Annotated in this window: 21 protein-coding genes and 1 pseudogene; 11 read left to right on the forward strand and 11 right to left on the reverse strand. The window is 71.9% G+C overall.

Going from position 1 to position 21,548, the window contains the following annotated elements; all coding sequences use genetic code 11:
* Nucleotides 1-187: pseudogene (locus K313_RS20935) on the reverse strand (IS21 family transposase); the annotation flags it as partial.
* Between the two features lie 164 nt (nucleotides 188-351).
* Between K313_RS20935 and K313_RS23555 the strand changes: the two are divergent.
* Nucleotides 352-528: a hypothetical protein gene (locus tag K313_RS23555; protein WP_156911362.1), complete on the forward strand. Its 177-nt coding sequence runs from the start codon at nucleotides 352-354 to the stop codon at nucleotides 526-528.
* A 341-nt stretch (nucleotides 529-869) separates the two neighbouring features.
* On the forward strand, nucleotides 870-1,133 hold the full coding sequence (locus K313_RS0111640) for a hypothetical protein (RefSeq protein WP_029211768.1): 264 nt from the start codon (nucleotides 870-872) through the stop codon (nucleotides 1,131-1,133).
* Between the two features lie 57 nt (nucleotides 1,134-1,190).
* Here K313_RS0111640 and K313_RS0111645 read toward each other — a convergent pair whose 3' ends face one another.
* Nucleotides 1,191-1,841 carry a hypothetical protein gene (locus K313_RS0111645; protein ID WP_156911364.1) on the reverse strand — a complete coding sequence of 217 codons (651 nt, stop codon included), beginning with the start codon at nucleotides 1,839-1,841 and terminating at the stop codon, nucleotides 1,191-1,193.
* 445 nt (nucleotides 1,842-2,286) lie between these two features.
* Between K313_RS0111645 and K313_RS0111655 the strand changes: the two genes are divergently transcribed.
* On the forward strand, nucleotides 2,287-2,679 hold the full coding sequence (locus K313_RS0111655; protein ID WP_029211770.1) for a YccF domain-containing protein: 393 nt from the start codon (nucleotides 2,287-2,289) through the stop codon (nucleotides 2,677-2,679).
* A 51-nt stretch (nucleotides 2,680-2,730) separates the two neighbouring features.
* Here the strand turns inward: K313_RS0111655 and K313_RS24800 are convergent, their stop codons facing one another.
* The 4 genes from K313_RS24800 to K313_RS0111675 form a co-directional block, all read right to left on the reverse strand.
* The gene (locus K313_RS24800; RefSeq protein WP_029211771.1) at nucleotides 2,731-3,741 is read right to left on the reverse strand and encodes a RecX family transcriptional regulator; all 1,011 of its coding nucleotides are present in this window, start codon (nucleotides 3,739-3,741) and stop codon (nucleotides 2,731-2,733) included.
* Nucleotides 3,742-3,746: 5 nt separating this feature from the next.
* Nucleotides 3,747-4,838 (reverse strand): recombinase RecA, encoded by a 1,092-nt coding sequence (gene recA / locus K313_RS0111665; RefSeq protein ID WP_029211772.1) that lies wholly within the window; start codon nucleotides 4,836-4,838, stop codon nucleotides 3,747-3,749.
* Nucleotides 4,839-5,059: 221 nt separating this feature from the next.
* A complete protein-coding gene (locus tag K313_RS0111670) occupies nucleotides 5,060-5,524 on the reverse strand; it encodes a deoxycytidylate deaminase (protein WP_029211773.1) in 465 nt (154 codons plus the stop codon).
* 53 nt (nucleotides 5,525-5,577) lie between these two features.
* Nucleotides 5,578-5,814, reverse strand: a complete 237-nt coding sequence (locus K313_RS0111675; protein WP_029211774.1) for a DUF3046 domain-containing protein — start codon at nucleotides 5,812-5,814, stop codon at nucleotides 5,578-5,580.
* A 238-nt stretch (nucleotides 5,815-6,052) separates the two neighbouring features.
* On the opposite strand from K313_RS0111675, the gene K313_RS20945 reads away from it, so the two are divergent.
* The 7 genes from K313_RS20945 to K313_RS0111710 all read left to right on the forward strand — a co-directional run bounded on the left by K313_RS20945 (nucleotide 6,053) and on the right by K313_RS0111710 (nucleotide 14,251).
* Nucleotides 6,053-6,364, forward strand: coding sequence for a WGxxGxxG family protein (locus K313_RS20945; RefSeq protein ID WP_029211775.1), 312 nt, complete (start codon nucleotides 6,053-6,055; stop codon nucleotides 6,362-6,364).
* Nucleotides 6,365-6,430: 66 nt separating this feature from the next.
* Complete coding sequence (locus K313_RS24255; RefSeq protein ID WP_029211776.1) at nucleotides 6,431-6,820, forward strand: WGxxGxxG family protein; 390 nt, start codon at nucleotides 6,431-6,433, stop codon at nucleotides 6,818-6,820.
* Between the two features lie 132 nt (nucleotides 6,821-6,952).
* Complete coding sequence (locus K313_RS0111690; protein WP_029211777.1) at nucleotides 6,953-11,806, forward strand: ATP-dependent helicase; 4,854 nt, start codon at nucleotides 6,953-6,955, stop codon at nucleotides 11,804-11,806.
* Nucleotides 11,807-11,894: 88 nt separating this feature from the next.
* A complete protein-coding gene (locus K313_RS0111695) occupies nucleotides 11,895-12,428 on the forward strand; it encodes a DUF488 domain-containing protein (RefSeq protein ID WP_029211778.1) in 534 nt (177 codons plus the stop codon).
* 49 nt (nucleotides 12,429-12,477) lie between these two features.
* A complete protein-coding gene (locus K313_RS0111700; protein WP_029211779.1) occupies nucleotides 12,478-12,879 on the forward strand; it encodes a VOC family protein in 402 nt (133 codons plus the stop codon).
* 49 nt (nucleotides 12,880-12,928) lie between these two features.
* Nucleotides 12,929-13,330, forward strand: a complete 402-nt coding sequence (locus tag K313_RS0111705; protein WP_029211780.1) for a VOC family protein — start codon at nucleotides 12,929-12,931, stop codon at nucleotides 13,328-13,330.
* Nucleotides 13,331-13,384: 54 nt separating this feature from the next.
* On the forward strand, nucleotides 13,385-14,251 hold the full coding sequence (locus tag K313_RS0111710; protein WP_029211781.1) for a DNA-formamidopyrimidine glycosylase family protein: 867 nt from the start codon (nucleotides 13,385-13,387) through the stop codon (nucleotides 14,249-14,251).
* A 175-nt stretch (nucleotides 14,252-14,426) separates the two neighbouring features.
* Here K313_RS0111710 and K313_RS0111715 read toward each other — a convergent pair whose 3' ends face one another.
* From K313_RS0111715 to rimO, 4 genes are all read right to left on the reverse strand, one after another.
* Nucleotides 14,427-14,753, reverse strand: coding sequence for a helix-turn-helix domain-containing protein (locus tag K313_RS0111715; RefSeq protein ID WP_029211782.1), 327 nt, complete (start codon nucleotides 14,751-14,753; stop codon nucleotides 14,427-14,429).
* Between the two features lie 134 nt (nucleotides 14,754-14,887).
* Complete coding sequence (locus K313_RS0111720; RefSeq protein WP_029211783.1) at nucleotides 14,888-15,370, reverse strand: CinA family protein; 483 nt, start codon at nucleotides 15,368-15,370, stop codon at nucleotides 14,888-14,890.
* Nucleotides 15,367-15,975 carry a CDP-diacylglycerol--glycerol-3-phosphate 3-phosphatidyltransferase gene (gene pgsA, locus K313_RS0111725; RefSeq protein WP_029211784.1) on the reverse strand — a complete coding sequence of 203 codons (609 nt, stop codon included), beginning with the start codon at nucleotides 15,973-15,975 and terminating at the stop codon, nucleotides 15,367-15,369. Before pgsA ends, K313_RS0111720 begins: the two co-directional genes overlap by 4 nt.
* On the reverse strand, nucleotides 15,972-17,606 hold the full coding sequence (rimO, locus tag K313_RS0111730) for a 30S ribosomal protein S12 methylthiotransferase RimO (protein WP_029211785.1): 1,635 nt from the start codon (nucleotides 17,604-17,606) through the stop codon (nucleotides 15,972-15,974). Before rimO ends, pgsA begins: the two co-directional genes overlap by 4 nt.
* A 36-nt stretch (nucleotides 17,607-17,642) precedes the next feature.
* On the opposite strand from rimO, the gene K313_RS0111735 reads away from it, so the two are divergent.
* The gene (locus K313_RS0111735; protein WP_029211786.1) at nucleotides 17,643-18,632 is read left to right on the forward strand and encodes a dipeptidase; all 990 of its coding nucleotides are present in this window, start codon (nucleotides 17,643-17,645) and stop codon (nucleotides 18,630-18,632) included.
* On the opposite strand, the gene K313_RS0111740 is transcribed toward K313_RS0111735, so the two are convergent.
* Complete coding sequence (locus K313_RS0111740; protein ID WP_084412769.1) at nucleotides 18,626-21,475, reverse strand: DNA translocase FtsK; 2,850 nt, start codon at nucleotides 21,473-21,475, stop codon at nucleotides 18,626-18,628. The two genes, K313_RS0111735 and K313_RS0111740, sit on opposite strands and share 7 nt — an antisense overlap.
* Nucleotides 21,476-21,548 lie beyond the last annotated feature (73 nt).

The raw sequence follows: 21,548 nt of genomic DNA on the forward strand, positions 1-21,548 counted from the left end.
CCCGGATCGTGGCCTCATGCGAGCCCAGCACCGGCGCCGCCCGCTCGGGGACCTTCCTGGTGGGTGGGACTGCGTCGGCCAACGCCGCGCGGACGGTGCGTCGGTGGACCTTGTGCTTGGCCGCGAGCGCGCGAATCGACATGCCTTCATCGCGGGCGTCCCGTCGGATACGTTCGAACTGCTCCACTCTCGATCTCTCCTTCAACCCCATGGCCTCTCGTACTCGTCTTTGGCGGACAAGTACGGAACCTACGGGTCTGGTCGGGTCGAGGGTGGGGCCAAATCAAGCCATCACTACGCCTCCAAGTGGGGCCACTTCAGACTGGCACACTCACCCGTGGCACCGAGTGGGTGAAGTCCAAGGACTCCATCGTGCTCGACACGGACGTGAACGGCATCGACCTGACCTGGGGCACCCAGGATGACGACTTCTCTCGCAACCAGGTCCGTGCCCGCTGCGAAGGCCGCTTCGAGGTCACGACCTTCCAGCCCGCCGCCATCGTCAAGGCGACCATCGCTGCGGCATAACACCCCGCCCGGTGACCGCCGCCCTTGTCACGCGGTCACCGGTCGGCACAACTCCATATGGGCGTCAACCTCACCGCCGGTCGATTCGTTGCTCTCAGCAGCTCGTTCATGGCGACCACACACGCGGAATGGAAGGACGGAGAGCCCTTCACTTCTTTCAAGGCAATGACCCTCCTGCGCCCACCGGAAACCCCCGCACCTTAGTCTCCTTCTGTGCGGGGGTTTCCCCAGCCGGGACTACTCCGCGCGACCGGGCCGTGTGGGCGCGCCCGTTACGCAGGAAGCTCTAACCCGCCCCCGCAGACCTGACGGATTCCCCTGAGCCCTCGTGTGATTGACCCATGACGAACTACACCGCCCCCCGCCGCATCGCCGCCCCCGTCCGCCCCGCCACCATCGCCGCATCGTGGGCACCGGTCATCACCCACCTCGACGACATGCGGCCCACCGCCACCGTGGCCGACATTGCCGCCGCCTACACCACCACCGCCCGCCCCGCAGGCACCACCGCCACCGGCTGGGCGCGCATGAGCCACGCCGCGTGCGACCACGACAACACCCCCACCGCACGACGCGCCTGCCGCAAGGACCACGGCCACGCCTGACCCCCACCACCCACCGACCCCCGGCCCACACAGGACCGGGGGTCACGAGTAGTTGGGTCAGCGGCCCAATTCTCCCAGCTTGCCGAGCACGGTCTGACCAAGCCGGTACCACTGCTTGGGGGACGGCGTGCCATTCACCACGGGACCCTCTGTGGGCATGGGGACTAAACCCCACCCATCGAGGTCGAATGTGAACTGATCCTCGTACGGCGGTTGGGCAGGGTCCCCTTCGTACCGGACAGTCACTGTGGCGAGTTTCCCCATCCCGGCATGATGCGGATCCTCCTGACCGTCCATGCGCGTGTTTTGCGGAGTCTGAATTAGCCAGTAGTTTCGGAACGAGCACCCCGGAGGCAACGTGCGCGCGGTCTTCATCATCCGGAGCACCCCGTCCGCCAAGTCGTCCATCGGCTCGGGCCAGTCGTTGCATTCCATCCGCAGGTTGCGAGCGGACGTTCTCCCGGAGTTCGTCACCCGCATGTCGATGGTGTGCTCCCCCGCCACACTGGGAAGCCACTCGACATACACGTAGGGCCGCGTCTGCTCGATGCTGTCGTGTTTCGCCTGGTCGTTCGCTTCTGTCGATGCCTTCCAAGACTTGTTGGCTGCCTTGTAGGCATACCAACCCGCAATGACCAGGCCAATGGTCGCGAGAGCCGTGACCACCCCCGCCCACGCTGCCACCGTTGCTGCCGTCTCTGTAGTCATGCCCGTAACCGTAGCCACCACCACTGACATACCCCCGGTGTGGGCCACCGTTGACGCAGAGGGAGCCAGCAGCCCCTCAGAGGGAGTGGAACCGTCCGACGGTCCACGGACACCCATCGGCCCCGTGCTCCCGGCTACGAGCCGGCTGGCTGCCGTCAGCGGGTCCACCGATCACACTCTGCGATCCACAGCTACTCTTTGTGCATGGGCTTCGGATCTGACCTTCACTCAATCAACGAGACCAACCACTGGCGGTACGTCGAGAGATGCCTGGACTTCTTTCTGACCAACCAGAATTGGCAAGTCAATAGTCGGAAGGAGCAGGCGAAACATGAGGAGGTCGTCCTGCAAACTCAGCGAGAGATCCTGACTGAACTCCGGGCGATACGTCACCACCTCGAGGGTGCTCGTGCGCCCGGTGGTGCCGTCAGACCCCCACTGTGATGTGCGTCAATATCCACATTGCGGGTTCTGGCTGTGGTTGACCTATGTCATCGCGGGCATCATCGCGTGCGTGTTCATCGTGACCATCCCCATCGGGGTGGCGTCGTTCCGGATGGCGAGCTATGCGCTGTGGCCGTTCGGCCGGGCGGTCGTCACGACCCCCGGGGCGGGGCCGGTGTCCGGGGTGGCCAACCTCGTGTGGTTCCTGATCGCCGGGTGGTGGCTGGCGCTCGGCCACCTCACCACCGCTGCCGCGCAGGCGGTCACGATCGTCGGGATCCCGCTGGCCGTCGCCAACCTCAAGCTCATCCCGGTGACGCTGTTCCCCTACGGCAAGGAGATCGTCGACGCGCGCATGATTCCCGCTGCCCAGAGGCCACTGCACTCGCTGTGACCGCCTCACGCTTCACCTCCGCGGCCGCCACCACCACCCCAGCCGCGAGAGCTAGTCGCGCTGATGCTCCGGGGCGTCCGCGATGGCGTCGCGGATGACCGAGTAGGCCACCCCCGAGCCGTAACCCTTGCGCGCGAGCATGCCCGCGAGGCGACGCGTCTGGACCTCCACCGCCAGGCCGCCCATCGAGCGGAGCTTCTTGTCGACCAGCTCGCGTGCGGTGCGACGCTCCTCCTCCGGATCGACCTCGTCGAGGGCCGCGTCGGCCAGATCCTTGTCGATGCCCTTCTTGCGCAGCTCGTGCGCGAGGGCGCGCTTGGCCAGGCCCTTGGTCGCCTGCTGCGAACGGACGAGCATCGCGGCGTAGGCCTCGTCGTCCACGAGCCCCACCTCGGTCATCCGATCGAGGACGCGGGTGATGACGTCCTCGGGGCAGTCACGCTGGCGGAGCTTGGTCTCGAGCTGCGCGCGACTGCGGGGTGCCATGGCCAGCTGGCGCAGCACGATCTGCCGCGCGACGTCCTCGTGGTCGGGCTCGGCGTCGACGGCGGCCGCGCCCTCCGCGGGCGGGTCCTCGGCCCGGCCCCGGCGCCGGGGCTTGGATCGTACGCGCTTGCCGCCGATCGCCGCGCCGCCTCGCCCCGAACGCGCACTCGGCGCCCTCGGCGCCCTCGGCGCCCTCGGCGCGGTCAGCGCCTGGGCTTCCTCACGCCCCTCGGTGCGCAGGTCCTCCCAGGTGGCAGGGGCGACCTGGGCATCCTGGGGCAAGAAGTCCGGAACGCCCTGCGCCGCACCGGACTCCGCACGCGCCAAGGTCTCGCGGGCGCGTTCGAGCCTCGCGTCCGGACCTGACCGATCGGCAGCACCGAGGGCGTCGGGATCTGACCGGTCGCTGTGACCAGGTGCGTCGGCATCCGGACCGTCGGTGAGGACGGGCGCCTCGAGATCCGGTCGGTCGGCAGCGAGGGGCGTCGGGACGGCAGCGGGGCCGGTCTCCTGGGTGTGATCCCACGAGGCGGCCCCGCTCCAGCTCCCACGCCCTGGGGCGGTGGGGTCCGGCATACGACTCAGAACTCGACCGGGGGCTCGACCGCGGGGATCTCGGAGACGGGAGCATCGATCGGCTTGATGATGCCGAGCTTCTCCTTGATCTTGCGCTCGATCTCGTCCGCGGCCTCGGGGTGGTCCTTGAGGAACTGACGGGCGTTCTCCTTGCCCTGCCCGAGCTGGTCGCCCTCGTAGGTGTACCAGGCGCCGGCCTTGCGGACGAAGCCCTGCTCGACCCCCATGTCGATGAGGCCACCCTCGCGCGAGATGCCCTCGCCGTAGATGATGTCGAACTCGGCCTGCTTGAACGGCGGGCTCACCTTGTTCTTGACGACCTTGACGCGGGTGCGGTTGCCGACCGCGTCGGCGCCGTCCTTGAGCGTCTCGATGCGGCGGACGTCCAGGCGCACCGAGGCGTAGAACTTCAGCGCCTTGCCACCGGTCGTCGTCTCGGGGGAGCCGAACATGACGCCGATCTTCTCGCGGAGCTGGTTGATGAAGATCGCGGTGGTGCCGCTCGTGGACAGGGCACCGGTGATCTTGCGCAGCGCCTGGCTCATGAGGCGGGCCTGCAGGCCGACGTGGCTGTCGCCCATCTCACCCTCGATCTCGGCGCGGGGCACCAGGGCCGCCACGGAGTCGATGACGATGATGTCGAGCGCGCCGGAGCGGATCAGCATGTCCGCGATCTCCAGCGCCTGCTCACCCGTGTCGGGCTGGGACACCAGCAGGGCATCCGTGTCGACGCCGAGCTTCTTGGCGTACTCCGGGTCGAGGGCGTGCTCGGCGTCGATGAACGCGGCGATGCCGCCGTTGCGCTGGGCGCTGGCCACCGCGTGCAGGGCGACCGTGGTCTTTCCCGAGGACTCGGGGCCGTAGATCTCGATGACACGACCGCGCGGGAGGCCGCCGATCCCGAGGGCCACGTCGAGGGCGATCGACCCGGTCGGGATGACCTCGATCGGGGGCCGGACGTCGTCGCCGAGGCGCATGACCGCGCCCTTGCCGTGCGACTTCTCGATCTGCCCGAGGACCGAGGACAGCGCCTGGAACTTCGCGTCCTTGGGGTCGGCCGGGGCCTTGGAACCCTTGATGGGGGTGACTGCTGCCATGACTGCTGTCCTTGTCTCTCGTCGGATCGCGCCCACCGGCAACCCGTGACGTGGTTGATGTCTCGGGTCAGACGCTAGGAGCCACCACTGACAGACCCTCCCTGGGTCGTGACGACCTGTGGACGATGCTGCGCTCGGCCGGAGCTCCTGTGGATGACTCTACCGAACACAATTTCGATGTCGGGCATTGGCGCGCTGCGTGTCGCGCGACCCTGGGACGGTCAGAGCACGATGGATCGGGACAGCTCGTCCGCGATGACGCGCCCCTCCGGCTCACGGTGCAGCGAGCGCACCACACCGGCCCCGGCGAGGAGCTTGCGGCAGGTCGGGCACGGACGGGCCGTGACGTATGCCGTCGCCCCGCGGCAGTCCGCCCGGGCGTAGAGCAGCGCGTTGGCCTCGGCGTGCACGGCGACGCACCGGCCCGGGCCCGTGTCGTAGTCGGTGAACTCGCGTGTCTGCTCGTAGGTCAGCAGCCCGCGCGGGCAGTGGCCGTCCAGGCAGCCCGGGTGCCCCGAGGGCGCGCCGTTGTAGCCGGTCGAGATGATCCGGCGGTCCTCCGAGACGATGACGGCCCCGACCTGACGACGTCGGCAGTCGGCCCGCACGGCGACGGCGTCCGCGACCCCCAGGAAGTAGTCGTCCCAGTCCGGTCGGGTGGTGCGGGATGCGGCGCCGGTCGTCATGGGGGCGACCCTACCGAGACGGCGGGACCCGGCATACGACCTGCTCGCGGGCGTCAGTCCAGCGGTGCGTCGCGCCGCAGCGGGCGATCGCGTCCGAGCCGGCGGGACTCCGGGACCTCGAAGTCGTCGCACAGGGCCAACCAGACGGTGCGTGGCTGGACCCCGTCGGCGACGGCCTCGTCCGCCGTGCGGCTGCCGAGGCCGGAGATGCGGTGGTCGGCGGCCACGGTCGGGGCATAACCGGGCCCGAACTCCTCGTCCAGGAGCCGTCGGAGGTCGGACAGGCGCATCCGCACACCATGTCGCTCAGGTCACGAAGATGCAACTCGCCACCCGAACGGCGTAACGCAAGCCGCGGTTCGCTCAGGAGTCGCCGAGCCTGTGACCAGCACGAGTACGCAGGGTGACCTGTTACACCTCGCGCAGACTGTGACATGGATCGCATCCAACCTCCCGCATGAGCCTGCCCTCACCTGGCAAACATGAAGCAGTACAAAGAGCGAACGACCGTACGACGAAAGGAAAATCATGCGCCGCACCATGACCCGCCTGGGTGCCGCAGCCGTGATCGGAGCCGCTTCGGTCACTGCCGCTGCTGCCCCCTCGATGGCTGCTCAGCCTGCCCAGCACGCACCCAGCGTCACCGTCGTCGCCGCCGACGACAAGGTGGCCGACGACAACTCCGGCATGTGGGGCCTCGCCGGCCTCCTCGGTGCCCTCGGCCTTGCCGGCCTGCTCAAGGGCAAGCAGGCGGTCGACCAGCGTCGCGCCTCCGGCGCCACGCGTGCCACCTCGACCCAGGCCACCACGGCCAACCGGACCGACGACCGCTCTCACTGAGCAGTCCCCCTCCAGCTCCGTCGACGACACCGTCGACCCGCTCCCCGATCGAAAGGTTTGATCATCATGCGCAAGACCATCCTCACCGCCGTCGCCGCCACGGCCTTCGCCGTCGTCCCCGCAGGTGCCGCCATGGCCGACACGGCCACGCCCTCGCCGAGCACCTCGGTCACCACGACCACCACCACGACCGAGTCCGACAAGACCGGCCTGTGGGGCCTCCTCGGCCTGCTGGGCCTGGCCGGCCTGCTCAAGAAGAACAAGAAGCACGAGGTCCACACCGCTGACCACGTGGACCACCGCAACACCCGCACCGAGCACGTGGGCACGCACCACGACACCAACGTCACCCACAGCAACGTCGACCGCGACACCGCGATCCGCACCACCGACACCGATCGTGACGGCCTCGGCGGCACGCGTCGCGACGGCCTGGGTGACGACACCCGCCGCTGACACGAGCACGGGCACCACGCCCGAGCGCAGCACCATCGAGGAGGTCCCCGGCCGGCTGGTCGGGGACCTCCTCGTCGTCGCGCCGTGGGCAGCAGGGGTATGTCGGACCCCCGTGGCACTCTTGGACGCACCATGACCAGCGACGTCCTCGACCGCTTCTCCCCCGCCACCCGCGCGTGGTTCCGGAGCAGCTTCCCCGCGCCCACCCCGGCCCAGACCGGAGCGTGGGAGGCCGTGTCGACCGGTCAGCACACCCTCGTCGTCGCCCCCACCGGGTCGGGCAAGACCCTGGCCGCGTTCCTGTGGGCGCTGGACCAGGTGGGAGCGACCCCGCCGCCCGAGGACCCCCTGCGCCGCTGCCGCGTCCTCTACGTCTCCCCGATGAAGGCGCTCGCCGTCGACGTCGAGCGCAACCTCCGCTCGCCCCTGGTCGGCATCGAGCACGCCGCTCGCAGGCTGGGCGTCCCGCCCCCCGAGGTGACGGTGTCGGTGCGCAGCGGGGACACCCCGGCCGCCGACCGCCGCGCCTTCCAACGCCGCCCGAGCGACGTGCTGATCACCACCCCCGAGTCGCTCTTCCTGCTGCTCACGTCCGCCTCGCGAGAGAGCCTGCGCGGGGTCGAGACGGTGATCCTCGACGAGGTCCACGCCGTCGCCGGCACCAAGCGCGGGGCCCATCTCGCCCTGTCCCTCGAGCGCCTCGACGCCCTGCTGGACCGTCCCGCGACCCGCGTCGGCCTGTCGGCGACCGTGCGCCCGGTCGAGGAGGTGGCGCGCTACCTCGCGGGCGGTCGGCCCGTCAGCGTCGTCCAGCCCCCCTCGACCAAGGAGTGGGACCTGCAGGTCGTCGTGCCGGTGCCCGACCTGGCCGAGCTCGGAGCCGCAGCCCCGGTCGACCTCGACGGACCCGGCGACACGGACCCGCGCCGGGCCGCCTCGGTGTGGCCCCACGTCGAGGAACGCATCGTCGACCTCGTCGCCCAGCAGCGCTCGACCCTCGTCTTCGCCAACTCACGACGGCTGGCCGAACGCCTCACCGCACGTCTCAACGAGCTGTGGGAGGAGCGGCTCTCGCCCGCCGAGGAGGAGGACGGCGGCCGTGTGCCGGAGCCCGCCGCCATCGCCCCGGACGGTCTGCCCGCCCCTGCCCGTCTCACCCACGGCACCCCCGCGCACCTCATGGGGCAGGCCGGGCAGAGCCACGGCGCCGCACCGGTGCTGGCGCGGGCCCACCACGGATCCGTGAGCAAGGAGCACCGCCAGGAGATCGAGGAGGCCCTCAAGTCCGGCCTGCTGCCCGCCGTGGTCGCCACCAGCTCGCTCGAGCTCGGCATCGACATGGGCGCGGTGGACCTCGTGGTCCAGGTCGAGAGCCCCCCGAGCGTGGCCAGCGGCCTGCAGCGTGTCGGCCGCGCCGGGCACCAGGTGGGGGCGGTCTCCCGGGGCGTGTTCTTCCCCAAGTACCGCGCCGACCTGGTCCAGACCGCCGTGGTCATCGACCGCATGCGCGCCGGCGCGATCGAGGCGCTGCGCATCCCCGCCAACCCCGTCGACGTCCTCGCCCAGCAGATCGTGGCCATGTGCGCGCTGGACGACTGGACCGTGGGCGACGTCGAGCAGCTGGTCCGGCGAGCGGCGCCCTACGCGTCCCTGCCCCGGTCCGTCCTCGAGGCCACCCTCGACATGCTCGCCGGGCGCTACCCCAGCGACGAGTTCGCCGAGCTGCGTCCCCGGATCGTCTGGGACCGCGTCGCCGACACCGTGTCCGGTCGTCCCGGTGCGCAGCGGCTGGCCGTCACCAGCGGCGGCACCATCCCCGACCGCGGGCTGTATGCCGTCATGCTCGCCACCGGCGACGGACCCGGCCGCCGCGTGGGCGAGCTCGACGAGGAGATGGTCTACGAGTCGCGGGTCGGCGACGTCTTCACCCTCGGCTCGACGGCCTGGCGGATCGAGGACATCACGCACGACCGGGTGCTCGTCACCCCGGCCCCGGGCCAGCCCGGGCGGCTGCCGTTCTGGAAGGGCGACCAGCTCGGGCGCCCGGCCGAGCTCGGGGCGGCGGTGGGGGCACAGCTGCGCGAGCTCTCCCGGCTGCCGCGGGAGGACGCCATACGACGGCTGTCCGACGGGGGGCTGGACGCCTGGGCGGCCGACAACCTCGTCGACTATCTCGGCGAGCAGCGCGAGGCGACGGGCGTGGTGCCCGACGACCGGACCGTCGTGGTGGAGCGCTTCCGCGACGAGATCGGGGACTGGCGGATCGCGATCCACTCCCCCTACGGCCAGCAGGTGCACGCGCCCTGGGCCCTGGCCGTGGCGGCCCGCTTCCGCGAGCGGTTCGGCTACGACGTGCAGGCGATGAACGCCGACGACGGCATCATCCTGCGCCTGCCCGACCTGGACGACGCCTTCGACGGGCACGACGGGCCGGACGGGGATGCCGGTGACGTCTCGGGCTGGACCCGCGAGATCGTCGACCTGATCACCCTCGACCCGGACGACGTGCGGGCCCTCGTGACGGCCGAGATCGGCAGCTCCGCCGTGTTCGCCGCGCGGTTCCGGGAGTGCGCCGCCCGCGCCCTGCTGCTGCCGAGGCGCCAGCCCGGCAAGCGCCAGGCCTTGTGGCAGCAGCGGCAGCGCTCCGCCCAGCTGCTCGAGGTGGCCAGCCGCTACCCGTCCTTCCCCATCGTGCTCGAGGCCGTGCGCGAGTGTCTCCAGGACGTCTTCGACGTCCCCGGCCTGATCGACCTGATGACCCGCGTGCGGTCGAGGGACGTCCGCGTCGTCGAGGTCGAGACGCCCACACCGTCGCCGTTCGCCAAGAGCCTGCTGTTCGGCTACGTCGCCCAGTACCTCTACGAGGGCGACTCCCCCCTGGCCGAGCGCCGGGCCGCCGCGCTCTCCCTCGACGCCGACCTGCTGTCGGACCTGCTCGGTCAGGACGCCGGCAGCTCCTTGCGGGACCTCCTGGATCCCGAGGTCATCACGGCGACGGAGGCCGACCTGCAACGACTCTCGCCGGGTCGACGGTGCCGGGACGCCGAGGGTGTCGCCGACCTCCTGCGCGTCGTGGGGCCGTTGACGACCCCGGAGGTCGCGGCACGCTGCGCCGTCGTCGACGAGGACGCCTACCCGAACGAGGGGCAGGCCGCGACCTGGCTGGAGGCACTCGAGTCGGCACGCCGCGTCGTGCGGGTCCGCATTAGCGACGAGGAGCGCTGGGCCGTCGTCGAGGACGCAGGTCGGCTGCGTGATGCGCTCGGGGTGGCCGTGCCTCCGGGCATCGCCGACAGCCTGCTGGACGGCGGCGACGACCCGCTTGGGGGGCTCGTCCATCGTTACGCGCGCACCCACGGGCCGTTCACGGCCGCGGCCGTCGCCGCGGCCTTCGGCCTCGGCACCTCGGTCGCCACGCACGCCCTGGCTCGTCTGGTAGGCCGCGGGCAGCTCGTCGAGGGGGAGCTGCTGCCCGAGCAGCTCGGTGGTGGCCAGCACGGGATCGAGTACTGCGACGTGCAGGTCCTGCGCACGCTGCGGCGCCGCTCGCTGGCCGCGTTGCGCGCCGAGGTCGAGCCGGTCCCGGTCACCGACCTGGCGCGCTTCGTGCCCGCCTGGCACGGCATCGGCGACCGGAGCCGCGGCGTCGAGGCCGTGGCCCGGGCCGTGGAGCAGCTGGCCGGGGCGCGCCTGACGGCCAGCGCCGTTGAGACGCTCGTGCTGCCGGCCCGCGTCCCCGACTACTCACCTGCCCTGCTCGACGAGCTGATGGCGACCGGTGAGGTGCTGTGGCAGGGCCACGGCTCGCTGCCGGGAGACGACGGCTGGGTCTCCTTGCACCTGGCCGACACCTCCCACCTGACCCTGGCCGTCCCGGGTCCGGACGCCGATCTCAGCGCCGAGCAGCTGGCGCTGCTCGAGCACCTGCGGCTGGGCGGGGCACACTTCGTCACCGGCCTCGCCGCGGCTCTCGGACGCGGCACCGACGCCACGGTCGTCGACGACCTGTGGGCCCTGGTCTGGGGTGGGCACGTCACCGGCGACACGTTCACCGCCGTGCGGGGCCTGCTCGACGGTGGCCACACGGCGCACAAGCCGCGCCGCAGCGGACCTCGGTCCGGACGCGGCGGGCGGCGAGGCACGCTCGGCACCCTGCGCGGGGGCGGTCCACGCAGCGGTCTGGCTCGGCCCGCCTCGGCCGTCCGCATCACCGACCCTCGCGGCGTCGGACGCTGGAGCGTCCTGCCGGCCACCGAGACCGACGCGACCGTCCGCGCGTGGGCTCAGGCGGAGCTGCTGCTCGACCGCTACGGCGTGGTCACCCGAGGCAGTGCGGTGGCCGAGGAGGTCGTGGGCGGCTTCGCCTCGGTCTATCGCGTCCTCGCGGCCGCAGAGGAGGCGGGCCGCGTCCGACGCGGCTACTTCGTGGAGGGTCTGGGCGGGTCCCAGTTCGCGACCGCGGGAGCGGTGGACCGCCTGCGCGCCGGCAGCCGGGTCCTGGACGACACGGCCGGTGGCCAGCAGGGCGCCGGCCTGCCGGCCAGCCCGCTCGCGCACCTCGGCGACGCCTGGTCGGTGAGCGCTCAGCGACGCGGCGCCCAGCCTGAGCGTCCCGCCCTGGTCCTGGCCGCCACCGACCCCGCCAACGTCTACGGCGCCGCGCTCCCCTGGCCGGAGCGTCCCGACGACGCCGGCAGGCATCGTCCAGCTCGCAAGGCCGGCGCCCTCGTCGTCCTGGTCGACGGGCGGCTCGTGCTCTACGTGGAGCGGGGCGGCAAGACGCTGCTGTCCTTCAGCGAGGACCCCGCCGACCTCGGCGCTGCCGCCAAGGCCCTGGCCGACGTGGTGCATCGTGGGGCGCTCGGCAGGCTCAGCGTCGAGCGCGCCGACGGCGCCGCGCTCCTCGGGTCCGACCACCCCCTGGTCCAGGCACTGGCCGACGCGGGCTTCCACCACACCCCCCGCGGGCTGCGGCTGCGCCGGTGACACCGTGGGACGACCGAGCAGAGCCGGCTCCACCGCTCGCGACGACGCCAGGATGGAGGCCGCACACGTGCTGGACAGGGCTCGGCGCATGACGATCTGGACCGTCGGGCACTCGACACGCCCCATCGAGGAGCTCGTCGGGCTGCTGCGCGAGCACGACATCACCCAGCTGGTCGACATCCGCACGGTGCCGGGGTCACGCCGCAACCCGCAGTACTCCCAGAACGCCCTCGAGAGCTCGCTCCCAGAGCGCGGAGTCCGGTACGTCTACCTCAAGGAGCTCGGCGGCCTGCGCAAGGGGGTGCCGGAGTCGGTCAACGGAGCCTGGCGCAACGCGTCCTTCCGCGGCTACGCCGACTACATGCAGACGCCCGAGTTCGGTGCGGCGGTGGACGATCTCGTGGACCTGGCGGGCGAGCGTCGGACGGCCATCATGTGCGCCGAGGCCGTGCCCTGGCGGTGCCACCGCTCGCTCGTGGCCGACGCACTTGTGGTCCGCGGGGTGCAGGTCGTCGACATCATGGGCCCGGCCAGGACGAGCGAGCACACGCTCACCTCCTTCGCCCATGTCGAGGGCACCTCGGTCACCTATCCCACCTATCCCCCGGAGCGGCCCCGTTGATCGCGGCTACCGGACGCGAGCCGTCCGCAATCGTCGCTACGGTCCTGCCATGGACATCACCCCCACGCTCGACCTCATCGTCCTGGACTGCCCAGACGCCGTCGAGCTCGGTCGCTTCTACGGCGCCCTGCTCGGCTACGAGCTGGAGGACGGCGCCGACCGCGACTGGGTCAACCTCGTCCCCCCGGGCGGCGGGGTCTCGAAGGACAACCCGGACGGGCGAGCGACACTGGCCTTCCAGCGCATCGACGACTACGTCGCCCCGACCTGGCCCGGTGGCGCACACCCGCAGCAGTTCCACCTGGACCTGAGCGTCCCTGCCATCGATGCCGCCGAGCCGCGCGTCCTCGAGCTCGGCGCACGGGTGCACGAGCACCAGCCCACGCAGGAGGGCGACTTCCGCGTCTACCTCGACCCAGCGGGTCACCCCTTCTGCCTCGTCCAGGGCTGATTCGACGCCGGCCCTCCCCTTCTGCCCGCTGGGTGTGTACGGTGTCCACATGAGCGCTCCCTCCCCCTACGTCACGTTCCCCGGCACGACCCGAGAGGCGCTCAGCGCCTACCAGCGGATCTTTGGCGGGGAGCTGAGCCTGCACACCCGCGGCGACCTCCAGCGCACCGACGAGCCCCTCGACGCGATCGGGCACGGCCAGCTGACCGGTCCGATCACGATCTTCGGGTCGGACGCAGCCGACGGCGAGGACCCCGTGCACACGACCGGCCTCATGCTGGCCCTGCTCGGTGCCGGCGACCCCGACACCTCGCGGCGATGGTTCGACGCCCTCGCGGACGGTGGCACCGTCGTCGACGACCTGCAGCGACGCCCGTGGGGCGACTGGGACGGGCAGGTGATCGACCGGTTCGGGCTGCACTGGCTGATCGGGTTCCAGCCCGACGCCTGAGCCCCGCGACGCGCCGGGCTCCCGGCATACGACCGGTCGTGCCAGGATCAGCCCATGCCCGAGGGAGATGCCGTATGGCGCACCGCCCGGCGCCTCCACCGGGCGCTGGCCGGGCGCGTCGTCACCGACTGCGACCTGCGCTGGCCCTCGCTGGCCACCGCCGACCTGCGGGGGCGCACCACGGTCGAGGTCGTCCCGCGCGGCAAGCACATCCTGCACCGGCTCGACGACGGGCTCACGCTGCACTCGCACCTGAGGATGGACGGATCGTGGCGCACGCACGACCCCGCGAGACTGACGCTGCGGCACCTGCGGGACACGGACGTCCGCGCCGTCGTGGGGTGCGAGACGGCGACGGCGATCGGCACCAAGCTCGGGATGATCGACCTCGTCCGCACGGCCGACGAAGGCCGCCTCGTCGGACATCTCGGCCCCGACCTGCTCGGCCCCGACTGGGACACCGAGGTCGCCGTCACCAACCTGCTGCGCCGCCCGGACCGGCACATCGGGGCGGCGCTGCTCGACCAGCGCAACCTCGCCGGCGTCGGCACGATGTGGGACGCGGAGGTGCTGCACCTGGAGCGTGTGTGGCCGTGGACACGCGTCGGCGAGCTCGGCCCGGGCCAGCTGCGGGCCATCGTCACCCGGGTGCAGGGGTTGGTCGATGGCAGCAAGCTGCTCCGGCAGTCCACCTCGACAGGGTCGTTGGTGCCAGGTCAGGAGATGCTCGTCCACGGGCGCAGCGCCCTGCCCTGTCGGGGCTGTGGGGGGCCGGTCCGGCTGTCGCGCATCGGGGAGCCGCCGCAGGACCGGGCGATGTTCTACTGCCCGGTGTGCCAGGGCGGTCTGGGGCCGGACGACGACGGTCGACGGCAGCGTCCGCTCGGCGAGGGGCGGAGCGGGCCGAGCCGCAACGGATGATGCGGCGCTGGCCGGACGTCGAGCAGGCACCGCAGCAGAAATCGGCCGGGGTTGATCACATCGACCGGCCTCGGTCACATCGGCCTGGCGTGCGAAGGCCGGTCGATGTGACTACCTGGGGTAGGTCCATCAGCCTGGCATGCGAAGGCGGGTCGATGTGACTACCTGGGGTAGGTCAGGCCGCGGAGCGGGCGGTCGCCGTGGCCGGCTCGCGCTCGGGTGCCACGCGCTCGGCACCCACGGGGAGGGGCACGGGCCGGGACATCCGCTCGGAGGCGGCGACCCGGGTGGACACGTCGCCGAGGACGACCGACAGGGGCACGTCCAGGGCGGCGCAGATCGAGGAGATGAGCTCGGAGGACGCTTCCTTCTCGCCGCGCTCGACCTCGGACAGGTAGCCGAGGGAGACCTTGGCGGACGCCGACACGTCACGCAGGGTGCGACCGAGCGAGCGTCGGCGGTCGCGCAGGACCTGGCCCAGCTCACGACGCAGCAGGATCATCTCTCGCTCCCTTCTCACCCGCACGGACATCCGAGGCCCACGATAGCGTGCCGGCCCTGCGGCGGCCGTGCTGCCATGCGGTCGCCCCTCGGTCGGAGCAGCGCCGTCAGAGCACTCCCTGGACAACACCCGACTCAGCCGAGACGTTCCAAGGCTCGTCCGATGACGGTCTGCACCGTCGCGGCGCGGATCGTCGCGCGGTCCCCCGCGAGCGCCAGTCGCCACGACGCGCAACCGTGCTCGTCGGCCACGGCGACGTAGACGGTCCCGACCGGTTCACCGTCGGCGGGGTCCGGTCCTGCCACTCCCGTGGTGGCGAGCCCGACATCCGCCCGGCAGACCCGACGCGCGCCCTCGGCCAGCTGTCGGACGACGTCGTCGTTGACCGCGCCTCGGGCCGCCAGCAGGTCCTCATCGATGCCCAGCACGCTCGCCTTGACGTCATAGGCGTAGGCGACCACCCCGCCACGCACCACGGCGCTCGCACCCGGCACAGCGACGAGCTCGGCGACCACGAGCCCACCCGTGAGCGACTCGGCGGTGGCGACGGTCAGCCCGCGACCGGCCAGCCGGGCGATGAGCCGCGACGCCAGGTCCACCTCCCTGGCCGCCGTCACACCCCGCCGCCGCGGCGCGCGTCGCGCCGCAGCCGGTGAGAGGCGAGGAGGTAGTCGACGCCGGTGACGACGGTGACCACGAGGGCCGCGGCCATGACGACGGCGCAGGCCCAGTGCCACAGGTCGTTGCCGGGCAGGACGTACATGCCGAGCGCGACAGCCTGCAGCATGGTCTTGAGCTTGCCGCCGCGGCTGGCCGCCATCACGCCGTAGCGGATGACCACGAAGCGCAGCAGGGTGATGCCGATCTCGCGCACGAGGATGACGATCGTCACCCACCACCACACGTCGCCGACGAGCGACAGGCAGATGAGTCCGGCGCCCATGAGGGCCTTGTCGGCGATGGGGTCCGCGAGCTTGCCGAAGTCGGTGATCAGGCCTCGAGAGCGCGCCAGGTCGCCGTCGATCTTGTCGGTGATCGACGCCAGGACGAAGACACCCCAGGCCCACCACCGGTCGCTCGCGTCCAGACCGCCCTGGCGCATGAGCAGCCACACGAACACCGGGACGAGCAGGATGCGCAGCATGGTCAGCGCGTTGGCGATGTTCCAGTTGCTGACGTGCCGCTGAGGGGCGCGGCCGCCGGGCGTGACGGGCGCGCTCACCGCTCCGCCCCCGCCTCCAGCGGCTCGGGTGCCTGCTGCGTCCGGGGCTCCGGCGACGGCGGCTCTGCCAGAGGCTCGGCCACGAGGTCGACGCCCTCGCTGGCCACCACCGTCGCGCGGACGAGGTCACCCACGCGAGGCAGGGTCGCGCCGTCGGCATACGACAGCAGGGTCACGCCGTCGACGTCGGGGCCCTGGAAGGGCGAGCGCCCGACCACCTCGACCTCGTCGCCGACACCCTGGACCTCCACCTCAGCGTCAGCATCGGCGTCTCCGCCAGAATCGCCGTCCGCTCGCTCCACGGACTCGACCAGCACCTCGACCACGGAGCCGACCCGTTCCTCGGCCCGCTGGGCCATGAGCTCGTCGACCAGCGACTGCACGCGGGCCACGCGCTCGGCGACGACGTCCTCGTCGACCTTGTCGGCGTAGCCCTCGGCCTCGGTGCCGTCCTCGTCGGAGTAGCCGAAGACGCCGACGACGTCGAGCCGCGCCGCCGTGAGGAAGCGCTCCAGCTCGGCCACGTCCTCCTCGGTCTCGCCGGGGAAGCCCACGATGACGTTGGACCGGATGCCGGCGTCGGGCCGGATCGCCCGGATCTGCTCGACCAGCGCGAGGAAGGCCTCGGTGGACCCGAACCGCCGCATCCGGCGCAGCACCGGCTCGCTGGCGTGCTGGAAGGAGATGTCGAAGTAGGGCACCACGGTCGGCACGGCGAGCAGCGTCTCGATCAGACCGGGTCGGATCTCGGCGGGCTGGAGGTAGGACACGCGGATGCGCGGCAGCCCCTCGACCTCGCCGAGCGACTCGACCAGGGACTCGAGCAGCCGCAGGTCACCGAGGTCCTTGCCGTAGGACGTGGAGTTCTCGGAGACGAGGAAGACCTCGCGCACGCCCTGGTCGACCAGCCAGCGAGCCTCGGCCAGGACGTCGGCGGGGCGCCGGGACACGAACGATCCCCGGAAGGCCGGGATCGCGCAGAAGGCGCAGCGCCGGTCGCAGCCGGAGGCGATCTTGAGGGGTGCCCAGGGGCGCCCGTCGAGGCGGCGGCGCACGACGCGCGGGCCGCTGTCGGGCGCGACCCCCTCGGGCAGGTCCGGCACCTGGGCGACGCCGTGGTGGACGGCGTCGGCGCCGTGGCCCGGCAGCGCGACGCCCGTGGAGGCGGCCTGGCGGTCCACCGGGGACAGCGGCAGCAGGCGGCGCCGGTCGCCGGGCGTGTGGGCCTCGGGCGTGCTCCCCGCGAGGATGGCGCGCAGGTGCGAGCTCATGTCGGTGTAGGAGTCGAAGCCCAGCACCGCGTCGGCCTCGGGCAGCTGGTCGGCCAGCTCCTTGCCGTAGCGCTCGGCCAGGCAGCCCACGGCCACGACCTTCTGCGTGCGGCCGTGCTCCTTGAGGTCGGACGCCTCGAGGAGGGCGTCGATCGAGTCCTTCTTGGCCTGCTCGACGAACCCGCAGGTGTTGACGACGGCGACGTCGGCGTCCCCGGCGTCCTCGACGAGGATCCAGCCCCCGTCGGCGAGCCGACCGGCGAGCTCCTCGGAGTCCACCTCGTTGCGCGCGCAGCCGAGCGTCACGACCGCCACCGTCCGGGAGGGCTGCAGGTCGGTCTCGATCGGCTGGGAGGTCATGGGACAACCCTAGTTGCCCTGCGGTTGAATGGCGGCATGCCTGACCTGGCGAAGAGCCCTCTGCCCGTGCTCGACACCCACAACGACCTTGCGTGGCAGCTGCGCGAGCGGTGGGCGGGCGACCCGACGGCGGTCGACCTGCGCGCCGACCAGCCCACGCTCCACACCGACTGGGCCAGGGCGTCGCGTGGCGGCCTGCGTGGTCAGTTCTGGTCGGTCTACGTCTCCTCCGCCCTGCCCGAGCCCGAGGCCGTGGTCGCCACCCTCGACCAGCTCGACCTGGTGCACCGCATGATCGCCTCGTATGCCGACCGCCTCGCCGTCGACGTCCCGGGCGTCGAGGCGGCCTGGGCGGACGGGCGTCTCGCATCGCTGATCGGCGTCGAGGGCGGCCACTCGATCGGGTCCTCCCTCGGCGTCCTGCGGGTCCTGCACGCCATGGGGGCGCGCTACCTCACGCTCACGCACAACGACAACACCCCCTGGGCCGACAGCGCCACGGACGTGCCCGTGCACCAGGGGTTGTCGGCATACGGCCGGGAGGTGGTCCGCGAGCTGGACCGGCTCGGGATGATCGTCGACCTGTCCCACGTCGCGGCCGACACCATGCGCGATGCGCTCGCCACCACCGCCAACCCGGTGCTGTTCACCCACTCGGGGGCGCGCGCCGTCACCGATCACGTCCGCAACGTCCCGGACGACGTCCTGGCGACGGCGGCCGCGACCGGTGCGGTGTGCTGCATCCCGTTCGTGCCGAAGTTCGTCGCCGCGGACGAGCGGACCGCCGGGATCGACGACGTGGTCGCCCACGTCGAGCACGTCCGCGAGCTCGTCGGCGTGGAGCACGTGGGCATCGGGGCGGACTACGACGGGACGCCGCTGGTCGCCGCGGGGCTCGGTGACGTCAGCACCTATCCCGCCCTGCTCGCCGCCCTCGAGGCGCGGGGGTGGAGCCGGACCGACCTGGAGGCCCTCACCCACCGCAACGTCCTGCGCGTCCTGGACGCCGTCACGCGGCGTCAGTAGCGCTCGGAGCCGCGATCGGTCAGCGCCCAGGCGTCCTCGGACTCCTCGTCGCCCTCACCCTCGACGACGCGGCCGGTCGCCATGTCGTCGCTCGCTCCGGCATACCGGTCACCGCCGGCCGCAGGACCGGCCACGGGCGCGGCTGCCACGGGGGCTGCCGGGGGTTCGTCCCCGCGCATGACGGCGAGCGTCGTGGGCAGGTCGTCCGGCTTGATGAGCACGTCGCGCGCCTTGGAGCCCTCGGAGGGGCCCACGACGCCGCGGGACTCGAGCAGGTCCATGAGCCGGCCCGCCTTGGCGAAGCCGACGCGCAGCTTGCGCTGCAGCATCGAGGTCGAGCCGAACTGCGTCGTCACGACCAGCTCGGTGGCCTGCAGCAGCAGGTCGAGGTCGTCGCCGATGTCGTCGTCGATCTGCTTGGTGGGCGCCACGACCGCGACGTCCTCGCGATAGCTCGGCTTGAGCTGCTCAGTGACGCGCTTGACCACCTCGCTGATCTCGGACTCGGTGACCCAGGCGCCCTGGACGCGCATCGGCTTGGAGGCGCCCATCGGCAGGAAGAGCGCGTCGCCCTGACCGATGAGCTTCTCGGCGCCCGGCTGGTCGAGGACGACGCGGGAGTCGGCGAGCGAGGAGGTGGCGAACGCCATCCGGCTGGGGACGTTGGCCTTGATCAGGCCGGTGACGACGTCCACGGAGGGACGCTGGGTCGCCAGCACGAGGTGGATGCCCGCGGCGCGCGCCAGCTGGGTGATCCGGACGATCGACTCCTCCACGTCGCGCGGGGCGACCATCATCAGGTCGGCGAGCTCGTCGACGATGACCAGGAGGTAGGGGTAGGGGTGGATCTCCCGCTCCGACCCGGCCGGCGGCTTGACCTGACCGGCGCGCACCGCCTTGTTGAAGTCGTCGACGTGCTTGAAGCCGAAGTTCGCGAGGTCGTCGTAGCGCTGGTCCATCTCGCGCACGACCCACTGCAGCGCCTCGGCGGCCTTCTTGGGGTTGGTGATGATCGGGGTGATCAGGTGCGGGATGCCGTCGTATGCCGTCAGCTCGACGCGCTTGGGGTCCACCAGGATCATCCGGACCTCGTCCGGGGTCGATCGCATGAGGATCGAGGTGATCAGCGAGTTGACGAAGCTCGACTTGCCCGCGCCGGTCGCGCCGGCCACGAGCATGTGCGGCATCTTGGCGAGGTTGGCGATGACATAGCCGCCCTCGACGTCCTTGCCGACGCCCATGACCATCGGGTGGGTGTTGTTGCGCGCGACCTGGGAGCGCAGGACGTCGCCGAGGCAGACGTTCTCGCGGTCGGTGTTGGGGATCTCGACGCCGATGGCGGACTTGCCGGGGATGGGCGACAGGATGCGCACGTCCGCGCTCGCCACCGCGTAGGCGATGTTCTTGGACAGCGCCGTGATGCGCTCGACCTTGACCCCGGGCCCCAGCTCCACGATGTACCGCGTGACCGTGGGGCCGCGGGTGAACCCCGTGACCTGGGCGTCGATGTCGAACTGGTCGAGCACGCCGGTGAGGGCGTCGACGACGCGGTCGTTGGCGGCGCTGCGCTCCTTGTGGGGCGGGCCGGGCTTGAGGATCGAGTCCTCGGGCAGGTGGTAGGTGATGTCGCCGGCCAGGGCCAGCTGCTCGACCCGCTGCGGCAGCGGCTCGGTCGGCGGGGCCTCCAGCTGCGGCTTGCTCGGCACCGGGGCGGAGGTGGCGGTGCGGGCGCCCTCGGTGCGCCGCGCTCCAGGGGCACCGGCGGCGTCGAGGAGCCCGGTGGGATCGGTGGGATCGGTGGGATCGGCTGCATCCTCGACCCCGTCGGCGGTGGGCGCGTGCCCCTGGGCGGCGGCGTTGTCGCGGGCGCGACGCAGTGCCTCGGCCTCGGCGCCGACGGGGCGCTTCTGCCCGGGTCGCAGGCCGGGACGGGCGGGCCGGCCGGTCGGCTCGACCACGGCGGCCTGCTCGTAGGCCTCGTCGCCGGCACGCTCGTCGAGCTCGGCGTCGGTCCGGCCGCGGCGGCGCCGGGTCGCCCCACCGGCGCGCTGCGCCATCAGGTCCTGGCCGTGGCCGGGCGTCCCGTCGGCGCCCCCGTCGCTCTCGGCGCCCTCGCCGTGGAAGAGCCGCAGGTAGGCGCCCCGCAGCCGCGGACCCACCTGGTGGACCGGCGTCGCCGTCACGACCAGCAGGCCGAAGATCCCCAGCAGCACGAGGATGGGGACGGCGCCGTAGATGCTGACGGCTGCGGCCAGCGGGCTCGAGGCGAGGAAGCCGATGATGCCGCCGGCGGCCTGCATCTCCTCCGCGCTGCCGCTCGGGGTGGGCAGACCCTTGGCGATGTGCACGATCCCGCAGGTGGCGAGCAGGAGGGCGAACGAGCCGATGGCGATGCGGTTGGTGGCGTGGCCGTCGTCCGGTGCGCGCAGCACGCGCAGCCCGAAGCCCAGCAGGACCAGGGGCAGGACGAGCGCGACGCACCCGATGGTGCCCGCGACGACCGTGTGGACGACCGCGCCGGGCCACCCGGGCATGTTCCACCACTCTCGGGCGGCGACGACGATCGCGAGGGCGACCAGGGCGAACCCGACGCCGTCGCGGCGGTGCTCCGGCTCCAGGTCTGCGGCTCCGTGTCCCACGCTGCGCACGCCCCCTCCGACGACATGGGCCAGCCCCATCCAGGTGCCCCTCAGAGCCCTGACGGGCAGCGGCAGCCCCCCGTCGCGCGTGCGTCCCGGGGCAGGCTTGCGGGTCGCGCCGCCCTTGCTCGAGCCGGGGCGCGTCGATCCGCCACGACTCGTCGAGGTGGAGCGTGTGGTGCTGGTGGAGCCACGGGTCGCCATGCTCCGCAGGCTACGGGACCGCCCCTCCCGGCCCCCGAGGCACACGCGCGCCGGTGATCACAATGTGACCACG

Origin of the sequence: Arsenicicoccus bolidensis DSM 15745 (genome assembly GCF_000426385.1) — a bacterium.
GTDB lineage: Bacteria > Actinomycetota > Actinomycetes > Actinomycetales > Dermatophilaceae > Arsenicicoccus > Arsenicicoccus bolidensis.